Below are 18670 nucleotides of genomic sequence, written 5' to 3'. Positions count from 1 at the left end.
AGTGGGCAGCCCCTGGGCCAACAAATACCATTACTGATGTTGAAAGTAGCACGTGTAATTGCACTGGCGGTGATTTGTACCGCGAGCTTGTTGGTTGCACATGCCCAGCGGCGTGAGCTTATACGACTGGTTAAGGAGTCCAAAACCAATAAGATCAACATCTTTGTAGGCGAGAAACTTTTTACCAGCTTCCTATATCCCGACACACTCGAGAAGCCGGTCTTGTATCCCGTGAATGCATCCAACGGAGTTGCAGTCACCCGCGGCTTTCCTTTAAACACGAAACCCGGTGATCCGATTGACCATCCCCACCACATTGGAATTTGGTTCAATTTCGAAAATGTAAACGGTCTTGATTTCTGGAACAACTCCTATGCTATTCCTCCGGAAAGAAAACCAAAATATGGCTGGGTGAAAACCGACAAAATACTGGAAACAACGGGTGGTCAAACGGGGGTCCTGGCGTACCATGCAAACTGGACCGACCATAAAAACAAAGTGTTGTTGGAAGAGACTACACGTTATGAATTCAGCGCAAGCGGGAGCCAGCGGATCATTGACCGGTTTACAACGCTTACCGCCAGCACCGAAGTGGTATTTACCGACGTTAAAGATGGTCTATTTGCAATACGTGTTGCGCACGAACTGCAAATACCTACGGACGAGGATCAGAAGTTTACGGATGACAAGGGCAATGTCACTGTGGTAAAAGGTGGAACCGACAAGGTTGCCAATGGAAATATGTTGTCGAGCGCAGGTAAAGCTGGCAATGAGGTTTGGGGTACAAGGGCAGCCTGGGTGAAAATGTTTGGAAAAATGTCGGCTGACTCAGTTACGGTAGCCATCATCGACCATCCTAAAAATGTAAACTACCCCACTTACTGGCATGCCCGGGGATATGGGTTATTTGCAGCTAATCCCCTAGGTGAAAAGGTTTTTACCAATGATCAAAAGAGTACCAATCTAAAGCTAAATAAGGGTGAGTCGGTAACATTTAAGCACCGGTTGGTGGTTGATAACGGAAGTAAAAGCATTTCGCCTGAAACGCTTAACAAACTTGCATCATCTTTTGGTAAGATGTAAAACACCAATTTAAAATTTTGAAAGGCGCGACTAATCCTGTTGAGGTTTCACGAGGTAAGCCAGCGCGTCGATGTTTGCTTTGAGCTCACTTCCGGCACACTCAAATGCATGCACCTTTTCTGAGAGTTCCGTTGCGTCTACCGAACGTTGTATGTTATCCCTGATAGAGGTGATATCGTGGTAATACCATTTGGCAACGGTTTTGTAATGATCGCTGTGGCTGCTAAGGTTATGAAGCACGTTGGTGTATTGGCTAAGCACACGATTAATTTCGCCGTAGCCATTACATGAATTGAATTGTAACGAATGTTGCCGGAGATTGATTAAGGTTTGGAAGTGCTCTTTCATGTTGGTTTGCATTAGAATAAACGGAATATGTAACTTTTTTCCTTAAAGCTGCTAAAAACACCAGCTTTGTTTGTAAAAGTAACCAAATAATCTTCACATTGGTATAAAGTAACCAGACTAATCTGCTGGATTGTAGTAAAATGGGTTAGTGGCCATTTAAGCATTTAAAAATTCAAGGCTCTTATTGCACCGCTGTTTGAACATCCGGGTAGCTGCAAAAGCTGTATTTATTCCTTTCCCGGTAGTGGTGGGATTGGTATATTCACAGGATACTACAGGATGATTACTGTTGCTATATCAGCTAACATAGTGGCATCTAAAAATCGCTTGCTAATGACTTCCAGAAAATTTTTTCTCACCCTGCTTTTTGCTTCGGCATCGTTGATTCGAGTTGACGCTCAACGTCTTCCTTCATCAAAGAAAATTTTAAAGTCACTCCGGCTGACAAACCAATATTTCATGAATACCTGGCCGGATCCGGGCAAACCTATTGTTACAAACCGGGAAAGGCCCAGTAATATCTGGACCCGGGCAGTGTATTACGAAGGTTTAATGGCACTGCACGCAATTGATCCTCAAAAGAAATATTATGACTATGCCGTAAGCTGGGGTGAAAAACACAACTGGGGTCTTCGCAGTTCGCCAACCACCCGGAACGCTGATGACCAGGCTTGCGGTCAGACCTACATCGATTTATACCGGATCGATAAGAAACCTGAAAGGATAAAAGACATAAAAACGTCTATCGACCTCATGGTGAAAAGTGAGAAAAACGACGATTGGAACTGGATAGATGCGCTTCAAATGGCGATGCCGGTATTTACCCGACTGGGTGTGCTGTACAGCGATACCAATTACTTCAGGAAGATGTACGACCTGTACGCGTTTTCGAAATACCAGCATGGTGGAAAAGGCTTGTATAATCCTGCTGATCGATTGTGGTGGCGCGACAAAGATTTTGTTCCACCCTATAAGGAACCCAATGGCGAGGACTGCTACTGGAGCCGGGGAAATGGTTGGGTATTCGCTGCTTTGGTGAGAACCCTCGATATGCTCCCGGAAAATGATCCGCACTACAATGAGTACATGACGGATTTCAAAAACATGGCAGATGCACTGATCCCGCTCCAGCGCAAAGATGGTTTCTGGAATGTCAGCCTGCACGACTCTACGAACTTCGGCGGTAAAGAAACGTCAGGAACAGCTTTGTTTGCCTATGGGTTTGCCTGGGGTTTAAACAAGGGTATCTTTGATCGCAAGACCTATTATCCCGTAGTAGTAAAAGCATGGAAAGCAATGACAAAAGATGCTGTTCATCCAAACGGTTTCCTGGGTTATGTACAAGGTACCGGCAAAGAACCAAAAGATGGTCAGCCGGTTAGTTATACAAGTAAGCCCGACTTCGAAGACTATGGTCTCGGCTGTTTTTTGCTCGCGGGAACGGAGGTATATAAACTAAAATAGGTTATCTTAAGCCACCTTTTCGGCCGAATGGTTGTATGTTCAGGATGATCAAACGGGGATTATACGAAAGTAGAAAACAATGAGGAAGCTGTATACCAGTGTAGTGGCTGTTCTATCCCTGTTGTATTTGCCGGCAGCAAGCCAGAAGATTCAATACAGCAGGCAGTCTGCCATTGTCAATTACCCCGATGCAATGCAGTTGGTGTCCAACATCGGAGGTTATCATCACCTGCTGGGCCTCGCTTATAAAAAGAAACCCGCGATCTACATTTTTGACCAGCAGCTAAAATTCATTTCAAAGAAAGAGTTCCCTTTCAAGCTCGCTAGCAACGCAGATTTTAAAGTTATCCCGATCGCAGATTTTTATTACCTCTATATCCATATTCCTAACACTACATTACACGAACTCTGGAAAATTGACCGGGAGGGGAATGCCAGGTCGTTAACCCCCGCTTTCAAGCAAGTGATCAGTGCTGAGTTTGTAAAAGGTAATGGAAGTTTGCAGCTAACAGCAATGGATTCCCACCTCTGTGTGGTTTCGCATACTTACTACAAAGCGCTTGAGAAGGTTGCCAGCATACTGATACATGTGGATACCGCTATGACAGTGACCTGGAAAAAAAGCGTTTCTTATGTCTTCGGGAGTTATGACCGGCTTCAGCAGGTGAATGTTATTAGCAAGCGCGAAATGCTGCTGCTGAAATCGTCGCGTGATGGAATAAACTTCGCACTTGAAATGCTAAAGGTCAACCTTGACTCAGGGGTTGTAATCGGCACCACGTTTAACAGCGTGGCAAACATGTACACGCAGGCAAACTTCAACTACAATCGCGACGACTCAAGCGTTACTGTTTATGCGCTGGTGCGCGACAGCTACTATGGTGGGCGGGTGCGAACAATTTTTATCAGTCAACTCGATAAGTATTTACACGAAAAAAAACCACTCGTCACCCTTCGAACCCAGTTCAGGAACAATACCAACACAAACTTTCTTCTGCTAAACGGATCGTCTCCCCATTGGATACCTATGAATGGCGGCCCCATGGGGATACCAACCGTTATCAACCAGGTTAACCGGAGCCAGTTCGACAATTATGTTGACTATATCGCGGGTGGTGGACAACCAATGCTATCCGGAAACCGGTTTGCAGTCCGGGGTGCACCGGCTATTCCCACGGCTGTTCGGTTTAGTTTACTCGATGAGCAGTTGAAGGTGGCTTCTGACAGCCTGTTTGCCAACGACAAAGACAAGTATAACCTGGAGCCAAGAAGATTTACCCGGTTTATGGTCAGAAACAAGAGTTACCTGCTTGTTGGTCAACACTTCACAGGAAATCGTAAAGGCTTGTTTATGGTTTCCGGATCGGCCGCAAATATGCTGGAAACAACGGATGTTCGGGTAAATGACAAGTATGATTATATGCTCAACCAATTGCAGCCGTTGACCGAAGACGCGGTGATCATGCCCTATTTAAGTAAGCGGGAAGCCGGTTTGGTGAAACTTACGTTTAATGAGGAGTAATCCGGGGGATTGCCATTTTAATCACCCTATTAAAAATTGAACTGTCTTGAACATACATTTTGCAAACACCTTTTCAAGGCTTTTTTTTCGTTTTGCCAACCTGCTGATTGCGCTTATCACGCTAGCATCAGCCGCTGCGCAGGAACGTCCAAATATCATATTTATCCTGGCAGATGACCTTGGTTATGGCGACCTGGGCTGTTATGGTCAGTCGAAGGTGAGGACGCCAAACATTGATCGGCTTGCGAAAGGAGGATTGAAGTTTACGCAATTTTATGCGGGTAGCACCGTGTGTGCACCTTCACGCGCCAGCTTGCTTACGGGTTTACATACGGGCCACACGGCCGTAAGGGGAAACAAGGGGATGAAACCAGAAGGACAATTTCCCTTACCTGCCAGTGCAAAAACATTCCCCAGCCGGCTTCAACAATTGGCGTATACAACCGCCGCATTTGGCAAGTGGGGTATGGGTTATATCACCACCACGGGAGACCCGCAGAAGCAGGGCTTTGATGAATTTTACGGCTACAATTGCCAGACACTTGCACACAATTACTTTCCCGATCATCTATGGCACAACCACGAAAGAATAGACCTGGCAGGTAATCTCAAAACAGACTCAGTTTATTCTGCAGACCTCATCCAGCAACAGGCTATGGCGTTTCTTGCTAAAAAGCAAAGCCGGCCATTTTTCCTTTACCTGCCTTATACCCTGCCGCATGCCGACGTAGTGGTGCCCCACGACAGTGTGTACACATCTTACGTAAAACAATTCAATGAAGCACCCGTAAAGCCGCCAACCGGCAAGGGTGATGGGGAAGTCCACCATTACGACGAACACCCGCATGCTGCCTTTGCATCCATGGTGTCCCGGCTCGATAGTTACGTTGGCCAGATCATGACCCAGCTCGAAAAAAGTGGAATGGATAAAAACACACTGGTGATTTTCAGCAGTGATAACGGACCGCACAAAGAGCATGGCGGAGATCCTGAGTTTTTCAATAGTAGCGGCGGCTTGAAGGGAATTAAGCGTGACTTGTTTGAAGGCGGAATTAGGGTACCGTTTATCGCTTCCTGGAAAGGAGTAATTAAGCCGGGTGTCACCAGCCAGCTTGCTACTTTCTGGGATATGTATCCTACGGTTGAAGAAATTGCAGGCGGCAAGCCTACAAAGAATATCGACGGTATCTCCTTCCTGCCCGTGTTAAAGGGGTTGTCGCAAAAGGAACAACGACCTTATTTGTACTGGGAGTTTCATGAGGGTACTGGTAAGCAGGCAGTGCGCTGGAAAAACTGGAAGGCAATCAGGCTAAATGCAAAATCACCGAACAGTCTCATAGAACTTTACGACCTCTCTTCAGATCCGGCAGAACAAAAGAATGTTGCCGGTACCAATAAAACAATTGTTGATAAGATGAGCCAGCTCATGCAGGAAGCGCATGTGCCCAACGCTGATTGGCCTTTTCTTGCTGGCGAAACCGCTAAAAAGCAATAACCAGCGGCAATCACGAACAGGGCGTGGAATTTTCTGAACCGGCTTTTGGAACAGCCATTGGACTTCGGTTGCCCGCCCGAACCGAAGGGCACGTTCGGGCGTCGCACTCTTATACCGATATCTTTATTCAACAGGATTCCAACTGCCTTTAAGAGGGAGTTTGGGTATTTTGGATTAGCGGATTAGCGGATTGCGGATTGGCGAATTGCGGATTGGCCAAGTGCGTATTAGGATTTGAGGAGGTAGAAGGGGATTGGGTATTGAAGTATTGGGTTGGGGAGTTATGCATTTAGATTGCGATTCGGCCGCGAGATTGTACGACGTTGGATTAGGCTGGATTAATCAACGTAAATGGTGCACCTTGAAGTTGTCGATTGCCTGCCGTGATTTGGTGGAGCGAAAACCAAAGTAGCCCGACCTTAAAGGCTTTTCATCTGTATAATCTACGATCATCTTTCCGTTTACAATTACCTGAATCTGTTTGCATTTAACAGATATTACGACATGGTATTGTTTATTCGGTTCCAGCAAGTGCTCCCGGTTTGTGTATTCCTGCAACAACGTTCGTTGACCATTGCCTTCGTATTTGCGAAAACGTGTAGTGCTGTTGCTGTTCCCGCCCATGCCCAGGTAGTACAATCGTAAGGAGTCGTACGACTCGAGTACACCATCTCTTCTAATTTCCCTGTCGTTGCGGGGATCGGTGGCCATCCAAAACATATTCAGGTCCGACAAGCGGTCGTTGATGCCCGTATCCACCAATACCGTCCTTGTAAATTCAATACGGTTATTCCCGGTTAGTTGATGTTTAAACCAGACGGTAACGCCTCCCTTGGTGTCGAGTACAAGGCGACCTTTTCGCGTATACACTGATGAATTTCCCACTGGTGCAATTTCCACCTGCCATTTCGAAGTGTCAAGGTCTTTGCTAAAGTTGTCGGAGTAGACCAATCTTTGTTTTGCCTTCAATTGTGCATTCACCGGGCTAATATTCGTAACGGCACCACAAACAAGCATAGCTGCTGATAACAGCATCGACTGCACGTTTTTTCCCATTGCCCTCAAACGGTGCAAGCGGATGGCTGACCAAAGGCTTAAATGAGTCATCATTTCGGCGAATTGGGTTAGGTGAGTTATCTCAACTATTATTTGGCAATCGGCTAAGGCGTAAACGAGTACGTCTCTTATTCGAAGTACGCTTCCCGATCGCCATCAATTGCTTTATGGTAAACCAGTTTAAGCTGGCTTTCGATGATCCTGTCCCTGGAAAGTTCGGGTAAGTCATCAATGTCAAAGTAAGCAACGTCCAGCATATCAAATCCGGCTGAAAGTTGCGAGGAGGTTGGCTCGCAGAGGAAGATGAGCTTATAAACATAGTGGGGCTGCGGCGGGTGTGGGTGCATCCGTTTATCGAAAACCGCCAATAACCTTGTTGGTATTACGTCCAAACCCGTCTCTTCGATGCATTCTTTGATTGCGGTTTCTTTTGGCGTATACCCGATATCGGCCCAGCCTCCCGGGAGGGTCCACTTCTGATCAACACCTTCTTTTACCAGCAGTATCTTTTTATCCGGCGATAAGATCAGCGCCCTCACATCGACCTTTGCAGTAGGATAGTCGTCAACAATGGAGAAAACCTGCTCCAGCGTTTCAACAGGTTTACCCGTTACAGCACTCATCATCCGCATGCTGATTGCTTTCAGTTCCAGGTAGCGCTCACGGTCAAATTCGTTACCGCAGTATAGTAGGCCTACTTCAGCGATAGACCTTGTTTTTTTGATCTCTTCCAGTAAGGGGATTTCCATGCTGCTAAATTAAGCGTTGAGCTCCATGGTGCGGCATTGGGAATGCAGTAAAAAACTTGTAACTCCTTCAACATTAAAATAAAGCAAGACAAAAAGAAAGCGGCTGTGCAGAACTGGGTTCTGCACAGCCGCTTAGTATTATGACCCAGCTTAGGTGACTCCTGGTTTACCGTTTTCCGTTTAAAGCAGGTGTTGCCGGATGTAAAGGGCACTCTCCTTAGCTGCTGCAAGCGGGGTAGTGTTGTCGTACCTTTCCTGCTCTACAATATAATACTGCATGCCTTGTTGCCCGGCTGTTTTCAGGATTTTAGCAAAGTCTATCGCCCCGGTTCCCACGGCCACCGATGCATCAATGTCTGTTGCGGGAACATCTTTCTTCCGGTCTTTAATGTGACAAAGCCTGAAACGGTTCGGGTATCTTGTAAACCATTGTTCAGCGTCCTGCCCGGCAGTAATCACCCAGTAAATGTCCATTTCAAAGTCAACCAGGTCCTTATCTGTTTGTTGCATTAACACATCCTGGGGAAGTTGACCATTGAGTGGTTTAAAGGTATAATCATGGTTGTGGTAGGCAAACCGGAGGCCGGCCTTTTTACATACTTGTCCGAGTTGGTTAAACCTTTCTGCGTATCGCTTATAATCGTCCAGGGTTTTTTGCGGGCCAATATGAGGCGAGAGCAGGTATTTCATGCCGATCTCAGCCGACTCAGCAGCCTTACGCTCAAAATCCTTGTTAATATCGCAATGGCTCGATACTATACTCATCCCAAGTCCGCCAATGTACTTTTGAAATTCTTTGTTGCTCATTCCCCAGAAAATGCCCTGGCCGCCTTCAAAACTTTCCAGCTGGGTATAGCCATACGACGCAACCTGCTTTAAAACCTCTTTTGGATTTTTGGGCAAATCATCCTTAAGGGTATATAATTGCAGTCCCAGCGGTTTAGCCCCTGTTGTCGCTTTCGCAGCTGACTTGCAGCCAGCTAATTCCCCGGCTATTGCAGTAAGCGCCAGGCCTGAACTAAGCGAAGCGGCTAATTTTAAAAACGAACGTCTCTGGTACGGCATAGTAAAGTTTAAAGTTTAAATAGCCCAGGCCTTATCGCCCTTGGCATAAGGAATGCAGCCTTCATATTTTCCGGGGGTTTCAACATAGCGACGAGCCTGTTTACAACCTACTTCCGAGGTAAAGTAACCCAGCATGGTCAGTTCCTTCATCTGCCTGAAATAATGGGCAGGATCATCGGCCTTCTTTGTTTTCTGGTATTGCTTCTGCTCATTGTCAAGTTCAATCAATAACTGTAAACGTTGGTCAGGTTTAAGCTTCAAGAATTCGCTGTCAAACTTCTTTTCGGCGGCATCGTTAAGCTTATTCATTCCTTCATGAAAAATCTTCTGATCCTTTTCTTCGTAACAGTCGTTGACCATAATCGTCATAAACTGGCCCACATTCGCGGCTTTTGCTCCAGGGGTACTTGTTGCCGGTAAAATGGTATCAGCAATCTCGTTGAGGTAAGCAATATCCGCTTCACTGAATGTTTTAGCAGTGCCCGTTTTCGATTTACATCCCGTTAAAAACGCATTTCCGCCAATGATTGCACCGCCCAATAAAAGAGAAATATGTTGTACGGCTTCCCTTCTGTTCATACACTTGATTTGAAAATTATTATAAATTAAGGCTGTAACCTGCCGGGTAAGTACGTTTTACAAACTGGTTCACGTCTTCGAAATTGGTTACCCGCATATTATCATTATCCCATAGCAGTTTAAGGTACCTGCCGGGGTAATCAAAACCATTGCCGGTAGCCCTTGGCTTTCGAATGTCGTAAGCCCGGATCGCTAGATTAGCCATCAACAAGGCCTCAGTTAAAGGGCCGCCGATTGAAAAAGGTGAGCTAACTTCTTTGTTGCCAAATCCCGCAATACAGGCCTCTACCCATTGGGCATAGTGCCCGTTTGCACCACCAGGCACACGCTCAAACTTTTGTTTCACTTTTTCTTGTGCGGTACGGCTGAGTGGCAGTAAGCGTGCATCTGCACCATAGGTACTACACATCATTTTTCCTTTGGTGCCAACAAACAAACATCCGTTGCCACCATCACCAAACATTTCGTTGGGCGCAAGTTCTTCGGGGCGTTCCGGCTGAATGCCACCATCCATCCAATGCAGGGTAACAGCGCCCTTTGTTTTTTTGCTCTTTGGGAAGGTAAGCGTAACATGGCTTGAAGGCGGAAGACTCTCTGGAAAGTATCCGCGCTTAAACTCGTCAACATATACACTTCCTACACTTGCCTGCACATCCGTAGCATATTGAAGGTCGAGCACACGAAAGGCAGGTTCGATCAGGTGACAACCCATGTCGCCCAATGCCCCTGTACCGTAGTCCCACCAACCGCGCCAGTTAAAGGGAACAAGCTTATCGATGAAGTCTTTTCGTGGTGCTGTTCCCTGCCAAAGTTCCCAGTCGAGTGTTGCAGGCACGGGTGCTTTTTGTGTTGACCAGGGAATGCCCTGTGGCCACACGGGTCTGTCCGTCCAGCAGTAAACGGTATGCACCGATCCGATCTTGCCGGCATCGTACCATTCCATTAGCTGGCGAACACCATCACCCGAGGCACCCTGGTTGCCCATTTGTGTAACCACCTTGTATTTCTTTGCGGCGTCGGTAAGTACGCGAGCTTCATAAATATCGTGGGTAAGCGGCTTTTGTACATATACGTGTTTGCCAAGTTGCATTGCAGCAAGTGTAGCTACGGCATGATTGTGATCGGGAGTTGAGACCGAAACAGCGTCAAAGCTCTTCCCGGCTTTGTCGAGCATCTCCCGCCAGTCTTTGTGAAAGGTTGCTTTCGGAAAATTCTTCACCGTGTTGGCAGCACGTTTTTGGTCTACATCGCAAAGGGCAACAATTTCAGCTTTGCCGCTCTTGTAAAAATTGGCGATGTCGCTTTCGCCTTTTCCGCCCACACCAATACCTGCGATCAACAATTTGTCGCTTGGTGCAGTATAGCCACGACCCCCCAGCACATGACGGGGTACGATCATAAATCCTGCTGCGGCTATGGCAGTGTTTTTAATAAAGTTCCGCCTTGAAGCGTCGGCAAGCACTACTTTTTCTTCGGGTTTGCTCATACAGGAATGTGTTATGTTAGTAGTGGTTGTTGCAGGTTTTAAGTTGCAGCAACCGTAGATTCGATGATTTTAATTATTTGTAGACTGACCTTTTTTACAGGTTTTGTTTTTTTAGTTCACCAACCGCAAAATCAACCGCGCGCGCAGTTAGCGCCATATAGGTGAGGGAAGGGTTTACACAATTTGCCGACGTCATACATGCGCCATCCGTTACAAATACGTTTAAGGCATCCCAAACCTGGTTGTTTTTGTTGAGCACCGAAGTTTTTGGATCCTTGCCCATACGAGCGGTACCCATTTCATGAATACCTTGTCCCATACCGTAGCCTGAGTCAAAGGTTTTTACATCCTTCATACCGCCAATCTCCAGCATTTCTTTGGCATCAGCCATCATGTCTTTACGCATCTTTATCTCGTTCTCTTTGATCTCGGCGTCTATGGCAAGAACGGGCAGGCCCCATTTGTCTTTGGTGTTTTTGTCAAGGGTCACTTTGTTCTCGTGGTACGGAAGTATTTCACCAAAAGCGGTAAAGCCTATCGACCAGTTGCCTGGTTCAGAAAGCGCATCCTTTAACTCACCGCCGATATTCATTTCCGCGATTTCCCGGTTCCAGCCCGCGCGGCTCGCACCGCCCTGGTAGCCAAACCCGCGCAGGTAATCCCGCTTATCACCGAATACATTTCTAAACTGGGGAATGTACGGACCCGTTGGTCGGCGGCCGTAATAATATTTGTCGTCGTAACCTTCGGCGTTACCACGTGCACCACACCTGAAATGGTGATCCATGAGGTTGTGACCAAGTTCGCCGCTTGCACTTCCCAGTCCGCCCGGCCATATATCGGTAGCCGAATTCATCAGCACCCAGGTAGAATTTAGTGCAGAAGCGTTTACAAATATGATTTTAGCGAAGTAATCGTAAGTCTGGTTGTTTTCAGCATCAACTATTCTTACCCCTTTTGCTTTTTTGGTGTTTTTGTCGTAGATGATCTCTTTTACAATCGACCAGGGCCGCAGGGTAAGATTACCCGTTGCCATTGCCGCGGGCAGGGTAGAGGATTGGGTACTGAAGTAGGAGCCAAACGGGCATCCAAGTGAACATTTGTTACGGTACTGGCAGCTGGTCCGTCCCTGCAAATTGGTAGTTGCATTTGCCGTACGGCCCATAATGATCCGCTTGGATCCGTAATGGGCGTTAACCCTTGCAACCAGGTCCTTCTCCACGCAATTCATTTCCATTGCGGGCAGAAATTCTCCGTCAGGTAATTGTGCAAGGCCTTCGCGGTTGCCTGCAATGCCGGCAAATTTTTCTGCATGGCTGTACCATGGTGCAATGTCTTTGTAGCGGATTGGCCAGTCGATTGCTATGCCATCTTTAGCATTGGCCTCAAAGGCGATATCACTCCATCGATACGATTGTCGTCCCCAGGTTAGCGAGCGCCCGCCCACGTGGTAACCGCGGTACCAGTCGAACCTTTTTATTTCAGTATACGGGCTTTCTTTTTCATTTACCCAGAAGTCGAGATTGGTTTCACTTAGGGGATAGTCCCTTTTCAACACCGGGTATTCATTGATCATTTTTATTGTACGTCCACCATGATGCGGAAACTCCCACGGGCCTTTGGTAGCATTGATGTAGTCTTTTACGTGTTCAACATTCCGGCCGCGTTCGAGCATGATGGTTTTCAATCCTTTTTCCGTCAGCTCTTTTGCAGCCCAGCCACCGCTGATACCTGAGCCAATAACAATTGCATCATAAGTATTATCTGCCATGAGTTAATCCTCCGCCTTAATCTTTTGAAGAAGGCTGTTTTTATTATTGTTGCTAGTTTATAATCCTGTTTGTAGTAGTAGAGCTATCCGATGAGTCAGAGAAAAGAAAGCTTATACATCACAGATCTGAATAGCCTCTTTTAACGAAGCCAGCTTGTCGGCCTTTGCCGGAATAAACTCCTGCGCCAGGTACCCTTTAAAACCGGTTGATACGATAGCTTTAATGATGGCAGGGTAGTATAGTTCCTGGGTATCGTCAATTTCGTGGCGACCTGGTACACCTGCCGTATGGTAGTGTCCAAGATAAGTATGATAGGTTTTAATCGTGCTGATCACATCTCCTTCATCAATCTGCATATGATAAATGTCGTACAGCAACTTAAAATTGGGCGAACCTAACCTTTTACATAACTCAACCCCCCACGGCGTTTTATCGCACATATAATCTTTGTGGTTCACTTTACTGTTGAGCAGTTCCATTTGCAAAATCACACCTCTTTTTTCTGCCAGGCCAATAACCTGTTTTAGTCCCTGCACACAGTTTTTTAAACCGGTCTCGTCGTCCATGCCATTGCGGTTACCACTAAAACAAATCAGGTTATTATAGCCGGCTTTTGCAACGAGGTCAATATGCTCCGTATAATGCTTGATTAAGGTATTGTGGTATTGGGGATCGTTCCAGCCGTTTACCAAGTTGATTTCTGCACCATTGCACATGCTCGAAAAAACGCCATGTTTCTTTAGCGTATCCCAGTCTTTCGGACCTACGAGATCGATCGCACTAAAGCCCAGTTTTTTTACTTCTGTGCAAAGCTCATCAACCGACAGGTTATTGAAGCACCAACGGCAAACCGAGTGATTGACGTTTCCTTTCAAAGCAGAAGATTTTTTTTGAGCAGGCTGACCAAAGGCCATACCGGCTAATGGAAGTACACCAAGGGCGGCTGTACCTGCAGCAAGGTTCTTTAAGGCGTTACGCCGGGAGTTGTTGTTGGGCATATGGCAAACGATGGAAGAAAGGTACAAACTTTATGGTTTAAACCCGGCACCATCATAACAAGTTTTTGTTTTCGCAAATAAATACAAATTCCCGAAAAATGCTACGATCACAAACCATCCGGGCGTTGGTTGCCTTTGGTTTATCGCGCTGGCATTAAGCTGGGTGATCACATCTACTCTTGCCTGCGCAGTATCGTGTGCTGAACCATACCTGTGCGTGCTTGCACGCCAGGAATATCTGTGACCATTTGTTAACCAAAAATTCACCTATAAAGACCTTGTACTTGTATACGCAACAGTGCTGTATGGCCGGTTCATGTGCGCTTACCAGCACCAGCGATGGGGTGTATCGAACACTCCATCATCATTCTATAGAGCGGCCACGCAGCTGCATCAAATGACCAAGGATAGATTGGTACGGGTTACCCCTTTTCATTTTACAGAAAACTTAGCGGCAGCAAGATAAACACCATAACAATCGCTTACATTAGCGACGGTAATTTGGCGAACCGCTTTATTAACCTGGAACATAATAAGTGCTGGATGTTACTTTGGATCTGATCGTGATCCGGCTCGTTTTGTACAGCTCCACAATGAACTAAAAGATGAACGGACTGCGACGCAACGATGCCTCATCGGAGTTACATCGCCCGGAACAAAAAAAAATCACCATAGTATAAGCTTATGAGAAAATTACGAATGGGAATGATTGGCGGAGGCCGAAACGCCTTTATTGGCGGGGTACACCGCATAGCCGCCAACATGGACGGTTTAATTGAACTGGTTTGTGGCGCCCTTAGCCAGGACCCTGAAAATGCAAAAGCTTCGGGTCGTGACCTGTTCCTGAACGAAGAGCGGATTTATACTTCGTACACCGACATGATTGAGAAAGAACGGGGTTTGCCCGAAGACGTTCGAATGGATTTTGTTTCCATTGTAACGCCAAACCATGCGCATTTTGCACCTGCAATGGCGGCGCTTGAAAATGGCTTTCATGTAGTGATCGATAAACCGATTGCCTTTACACTCGACGAAGCCAAACAGTTACAGCAAAAGGTATCTGAAACAGGTTTGCTATTGTGCCTGACACATACTTATTCGGGTTACCCGATGGTTAAGCAAGCCCGTGAGATGTTTAAAAACGACGTCTTTGGAAAAATTCGCAAAGTGTATGTAGAATATCCCCAGGGCTGGTTAAGTAAGCTCTCCGAAAAAGAAGGCAACGCCCAGGCATCGTGGCGCACCGATCCGTCGCGTTCCGGCAAAAGCGGTTGTATGGGCGACATTGGAACGCACGCCGCACACCTGGCCGAATTCATCAGTGGTTTAAAGATTACAAAGCTTTGTGCCGACCTGAGCATTATGGTTGAAGGCCGGGCGCTTGATGACGATGGCAACGTGTTGCTGCGTTTCGACAATGGAGCAACAGGGATACTCGTTGCATCGCAGGTTGCCGCTGGCGAAGAAAACGCGTTAACCATTCGGGTATATGGAGAAAAGGGAGGCATTGAATGGGCGCAGCAGGAGCCAAATACCTTGTTGGTTAAGTGGCTCGATGCACCAACACAGGTTTACCGCGCAGGTGCAAACTACCAACACCTGTATCCTGTTGCAAGCCAAAACTGTCGCACACCTGGTGGTCACCCCGAAGGATACCTTGAAGCATTTGCCAACATCTACCGCAATTTCGCACTGGCACTTACCAGCCGTAACGATGGCACAGAAGCCGGCAATAATGCGTTTGAATTCCCGGGTGCTGCCGAAGGGGTTCGTGGCATGGCATTTATCGATACAGTTGTTGCCTCGTCAGCAGCTGAGCAAAAATGGACTGATTTTGTTGTCTAGACCAACAGGTACTTAAAAAGCAATAACCCGAATAAATCATTACCGAACACAACACCATATGCAAACACTAAAAGGCCCGGCGATTTTTCTTGCACAGTTTCTTGGCGATAAGCCGCCCTTCAATGAGCTTAAATCCATTTGCGAATGGGCAAAATCACTGGGGTACAAAGGGGTTCAGATACCTACCTGGGATAGCCGTTTGATTAACCTGCAGCTCGCTGCCGAAAGTAAGACCTATGCCGACGAGTTGAAGGGAATAGTCGCGGATGCGGGTCTTGAAATTACTGAACTGTCAACCCACCTGCAGGGCCAGCTTGTGGCTGTGCACCCCGCATACGATGCGCTATTTGATGGGTTTGCACCGGCAAAAGTGCATGGCAACCCTAAAGCAAGAACCGAATGGGCCGTTGCTCAACTAAATTATGCCGCGCAGGCCTCGCAAAACCTGGGCCTGAATGCACATGCAACCTTTAGCGGCGCATTGCTCTGGCATACCGTTTACCCATGGCCCCAACGGCCACCGGGCCTTGTTGAAACAGGTTTTACCGAGCTTGCGGCTCGCTGGCTACCAATCCTGAATGAATTTGATCGTTGTGGTGTTGACCTGTGTTACGAGGTTCATCCCGGTGAAGATCTTCACGATGGGGTGAGCTATGAACGCTTCCTGGAAAAAGTAAACGGTCATGCGCGTGCCTGCCTGTTGTACGATCCCAGCCACTTTGTTTTACAATGCCTCGACTACCTCTCTTATATCGATCACTACCACGACCGCATTAAAATGTTTCATGTTAAGGATGCCGAGTTTAACCCAACCGGTAAACAAGGTGTATATGGCGGGTACCAGCCGTGGATCGATCGTGCGGGAAGGTTCCGGTCACTCGGTGATGGACAGGTAGACTTTAAAGCGGTGTTTAGTAAACTTGCACAATACGACTTTAAAGGCTGGGCCGTGTTAGAGTGGGAGTGCTGCATTAAACATCCCGAAGATGGTGCGCGCGAAGGGGCTATCTTTATACAGGATCACATTATTCACGTTACCGAAAAAGCTTTCGACGATTTTGCTGCAACAGGGTCAAATGAAGAATTCAACCGCAGTGTACTTGGCCTTTCGTAGTGCAGCACTACATCAACGATTAATAAAGTAGTAATATGAAAAAAGTCTTTGTCATCGGCTTTATCGCTATTGGGGTTTACGCGTGCTCCGGCTCCGAAACAAAAGAAGAAAAAACACAGGAGCTGGCCACTGAAGCAGCCCCTGCTGCGGCAGCGGCTCCAAATACATCGCCGGATTACGAAAAGGGCTTGTCGCTGATCGCGCAAAACGATTGCCTTACCTGCCATAAGGTAGATGAAAAAGTTACCGGCCCTGCTTACCGCGATGTTGCCAATAAATACCCTGATAACGAGGAAACGATTGACTACCTGGCTAACAAAATCATCAAAGGCGGGGCCGGTGTTTGGGGCACTGTTCCAATGACTCCCCATCCCACACTGTCTGACCAGGACGCGCAAACAATGGCCCGATACATTCTACTCCTGAAAAAGAAATAACATGAAAAAACTTGCCGTACAATTTGTTGCTTTTGGATTGCTTGCCTTGTCTGCTGTTGCTCAACCAAACGCAAAAGCCATGAATAAAGCCAAATCGAAAAAGGCCGATGCCAAATGGGAAAAGATATTCGATGGTAAAACCACTTCCGGGTGGCATACCTATGGACAAACGGATGCGGGCGCCGGATGGGATATTCAGAACGGCGCCTTGCACCTTAAACCAGGTGGGCAGGGCCAGACTGGCCGGGGCGACCTGGTGACCAATGACGAATACGGCGACTTCAACCTTAAACTGGAATGGAAGATTTCCAAAGGTGGTAACAGCGGGGTGATATTTTATATTAAAGACGACAAACAGAAGTACCCGCAAACTTATAATACCGGGTTGGAAATGCAGGTCCTCGATAACGATGGTCACCCCGATGGTAAAATTCATAAACACCGCGCCGGCGACCTTTACGATCTTGTACCATGCACACCTGAAACCGTAAAGCCGGTGGGAGAATGGAACCAAGCTGAGGTGATCTCTAAAGGTGGCAAACTGCAATTTATTCTAAATGGTACGCCGGTAGTGGCCACCACCTTGTGGACCGACGAATGGAAGCAAATGGTTGCTGCAAGTAAGTTTAAAACAATGCCGGACTTTGGTACCTATAAAACTGGTAAGATATCGCTGCAGGATCATGGCAACGAAGTTTGGTTCAGGAACATCATGATCCGGAAATTATAATCGCATACCTGGGGCTATGTACATCGGTACTGGTTGAGCTGTAGCCCGGGCTTCTCCGGGCTGCGCTTCGCTTCGGCCCCGCCCCAAATGGCGTGGCTACCCCTGCGTATCCCGCAGCCGTTCAGCTTCTTTGCTTTGTTCGGCTGTTGACCGCCGTTTTTACAAATACCTTCTTGCTTATGAAAACGCTCCTTAGTGTTGTATTGGTTGCGATTGTTGCTATGTGTGTGTATGCTACGGCACCAAAGAAACAACGCGCAAAATCCCCTGCAGTGTTGGTATTTTCAAAAACAAAGGGCTTTCGGCACGAGAGCATACCTTCCGGGATAGCTGCAATTAAAAAGCTTGGTGTTGAAAACAATTTCACTGTTACGGCTACCGAAGACTCCAGTATGTTTACCCCCGACACGTTAAAAAACTACCAGGCAGTTATTTTTTTAAGTACTACCGGCGATGTTTTAAATACGGGCCAGGAAGCAGCTTTCATGGCTTATATGCGTAAGGGTGGAGCGTTTGTTGGCGTACACGCCGCTGCCGACTGCGAATACAACTGGGAATGGTATGGCAAACTCGTGGGAGCATATTTTAAATCGCATCCAAGACAGCAAATGGCAAAAGTGCGGGTTGTTGAGGGTAAGCATCCCTCAACAAAAGGACTGCCGCTAGAATGGGAGCGTTACGACGAGTGGTACAATTACAAAAACATCAATCCCGAAGTTAAGGTGCTGATGAAGCTCGATGAAACCTCTTATAAGGGCGGTGAAAACGGCGATAATCACCCGATAGCATGGTGCCATAATTACGACGGTGGTCGTGCTTTTTATACCGGTCTGGGGCATACCAACGAGTCATTTACAGAGCCGAAGTTTTTAGCCCACCTCCTCGGTGGCATCGAGTACGCACTCGGCCGTAAAAAGTAATCGGCGT

General features: G+C 47.1%; 17 protein-coding genes. 9 read left to right on the top strand and 8 right to left on the bottom strand.

The annotated features are described in order from the left end of the window. The first annotated feature begins 36 nt into the window (after window positions 1-36). Entirely contained in the window at window positions 37-1083 is a 1047-nt protein-coding gene (locus EXU57_RS13140; protein WP_133268674.1) for a PmoA family protein, read from the top strand. Window positions 1084-1113: 30 nt separating this feature from the next. Here the strand turns inward: EXU57_RS13140 and EXU57_RS13135 are convergent, their stop codons facing one another. Further along, window positions 1114-1431: a hypothetical protein gene (locus EXU57_RS13135; protein ID WP_133268673.1), complete on the bottom strand. Its 318-nt coding sequence runs from the start codon at window positions 1429-1431 to the stop codon at window positions 1114-1116. A gap of 333 nt (window positions 1432-1764) precedes the next feature. On the opposite strand from EXU57_RS13135, the gene EXU57_RS13130 reads away from it, so the two are divergent. The 3 genes from EXU57_RS13130 to EXU57_RS13120 all read left to right on the top strand — a co-directional run bounded on the left by EXU57_RS13130 (window position 1765) and on the right by EXU57_RS13120 (window position 5912). Continuing rightward, window positions 1765-2895 (top strand): glycoside hydrolase family 88 protein, encoded by a 1131-nt coding sequence (locus tag EXU57_RS13130; RefSeq protein WP_133268672.1) that lies wholly within the window; start codon window positions 1765-1767, stop codon window positions 2893-2895. Window positions 2896-2974: 79 nt separating this feature from the next. Then, a complete protein-coding gene (locus EXU57_RS13125) occupies window positions 2975-4417 on the top strand; it encodes a hypothetical protein (protein ID WP_133268671.1) in 1443 nt (480 codons plus the stop codon). Between the two features lie 46 nt (window positions 4418-4463). Next, a complete protein-coding gene (locus tag EXU57_RS13120) occupies window positions 4464-5912 on the top strand; it encodes an arylsulfatase (protein WP_207955474.1) in 1449 nt (482 codons plus the stop codon). Window positions 5913-6254: 342 nt separating this feature from the next. On the opposite strand, the gene EXU57_RS13115 is transcribed toward EXU57_RS13120, so the two are convergent. From EXU57_RS13115 to EXU57_RS13085, 7 genes are all read right to left on the bottom strand, one after another. Next, window positions 6255-7022 (bottom strand): DUF6250 domain-containing protein, encoded by a 768-nt coding sequence (locus EXU57_RS13115; protein WP_133268670.1) that lies wholly within the window; start codon window positions 7020-7022, stop codon window positions 6255-6257. 74 nt (window positions 7023-7096) lie between these two features. Then, on the bottom strand, window positions 7097-7717 hold the full coding sequence (locus EXU57_RS13110) for an NUDIX hydrolase (RefSeq protein ID WP_133268669.1): 621 nt from the start codon (window positions 7715-7717) through the stop codon (window positions 7097-7099). A 180-nt stretch (window positions 7718-7897) separates the two neighbouring features. Next, window positions 7898-8782, bottom strand: coding sequence for a sugar phosphate isomerase/epimerase family protein (locus EXU57_RS13105; RefSeq protein WP_133268668.1), 885 nt, complete (start codon window positions 8780-8782; stop codon window positions 7898-7900). Between the two features lie 15 nt (window positions 8783-8797). Next, the gene (locus EXU57_RS13100; protein ID WP_133268667.1) at window positions 8798-9361 is read right to left on the bottom strand and encodes a gluconate 2-dehydrogenase subunit 3 family protein; all 564 of its coding nucleotides are present in this window, start codon (window positions 9359-9361) and stop codon (window positions 8798-8800) included. Between the two features lie 19 nt (window positions 9362-9380). After that, window positions 9381-10847 (bottom strand): Gfo/Idh/MocA family protein, encoded by a 1467-nt coding sequence (locus EXU57_RS13095; RefSeq protein ID WP_133268666.1) that lies wholly within the window; start codon window positions 10845-10847, stop codon window positions 9381-9383. A 94-nt stretch (window positions 10848-10941) separates the two neighbouring features. Then, window positions 10942-12618: a GMC oxidoreductase gene (locus EXU57_RS13090; protein ID WP_133268665.1), complete on the bottom strand. Its 1677-nt coding sequence runs from the start codon at window positions 12616-12618 to the stop codon at window positions 10942-10944. A gap of 111 nt (window positions 12619-12729) precedes the next feature. Continuing rightward, window positions 12730-13644 carry a hydroxypyruvate isomerase family protein gene (locus tag EXU57_RS13085; protein ID WP_317130032.1) on the bottom strand — a complete coding sequence of 305 codons (915 nt, stop codon included), beginning with the start codon at window positions 13642-13644 and terminating at the stop codon, window positions 12730-12732. Between the two features lie 657 nt (window positions 13645-14301). Between EXU57_RS13085 and EXU57_RS13080 the strand changes: the two genes are divergently transcribed. The 5 genes from EXU57_RS13080 (at window position 14302) to EXU57_RS13060 (ending at window position 18663) form a co-directional block, all read left to right on the top strand. Further along, on the top strand, window positions 14302-15462 hold the full coding sequence (locus tag EXU57_RS13080) for a Gfo/Idh/MocA family protein (protein ID WP_243745588.1): 1161 nt from the start codon (window positions 14302-14304) through the stop codon (window positions 15460-15462). A gap of 58 nt (window positions 15463-15520) precedes the next feature. Beyond that, window positions 15521-16576 carry a sugar phosphate isomerase/epimerase family protein gene (locus tag EXU57_RS13075; RefSeq protein WP_133268664.1) on the top strand — a complete coding sequence of 352 codons (1056 nt, stop codon included), beginning with the start codon at window positions 15521-15523 and terminating at the stop codon, window positions 16574-16576. Window positions 16577-16611: 35 nt separating this feature from the next. After that, window positions 16612-17013 (top strand): c-type cytochrome, encoded by a 402-nt coding sequence (locus tag EXU57_RS13070; protein WP_133268663.1) that lies wholly within the window; start codon window positions 16612-16614, stop codon window positions 17011-17013. A 1-nt stretch (window position 17014) separates the two neighbouring features. Then, window positions 17015-17743, top strand: coding sequence for a DUF1080 domain-containing protein (locus EXU57_RS13065; protein WP_133268662.1), 729 nt, complete (start codon window positions 17015-17017; stop codon window positions 17741-17743). A gap of 179 nt (window positions 17744-17922) precedes the next feature. Next, on the top strand, window positions 17923-18663 hold the full coding sequence (locus EXU57_RS13060) for a ThuA domain-containing protein (protein WP_133268661.1): 741 nt from the start codon (window positions 17923-17925) through the stop codon (window positions 18661-18663). The last annotated feature ends 7 nt before the right edge of the window (window positions 18664-18670 follow it).

The sequence above is a fragment of the Segetibacter sp. 3557_3 genome, from assembly GCF_004354985.1.
GTDB lineage: Bacteria > Bacteroidota > Bacteroidia > Chitinophagales > Chitinophagaceae > Segetibacter.
Note: the sequence above shows the minus strand (reverse complement) of the source record. Positions and strands in the feature narration are given on the sequence as shown.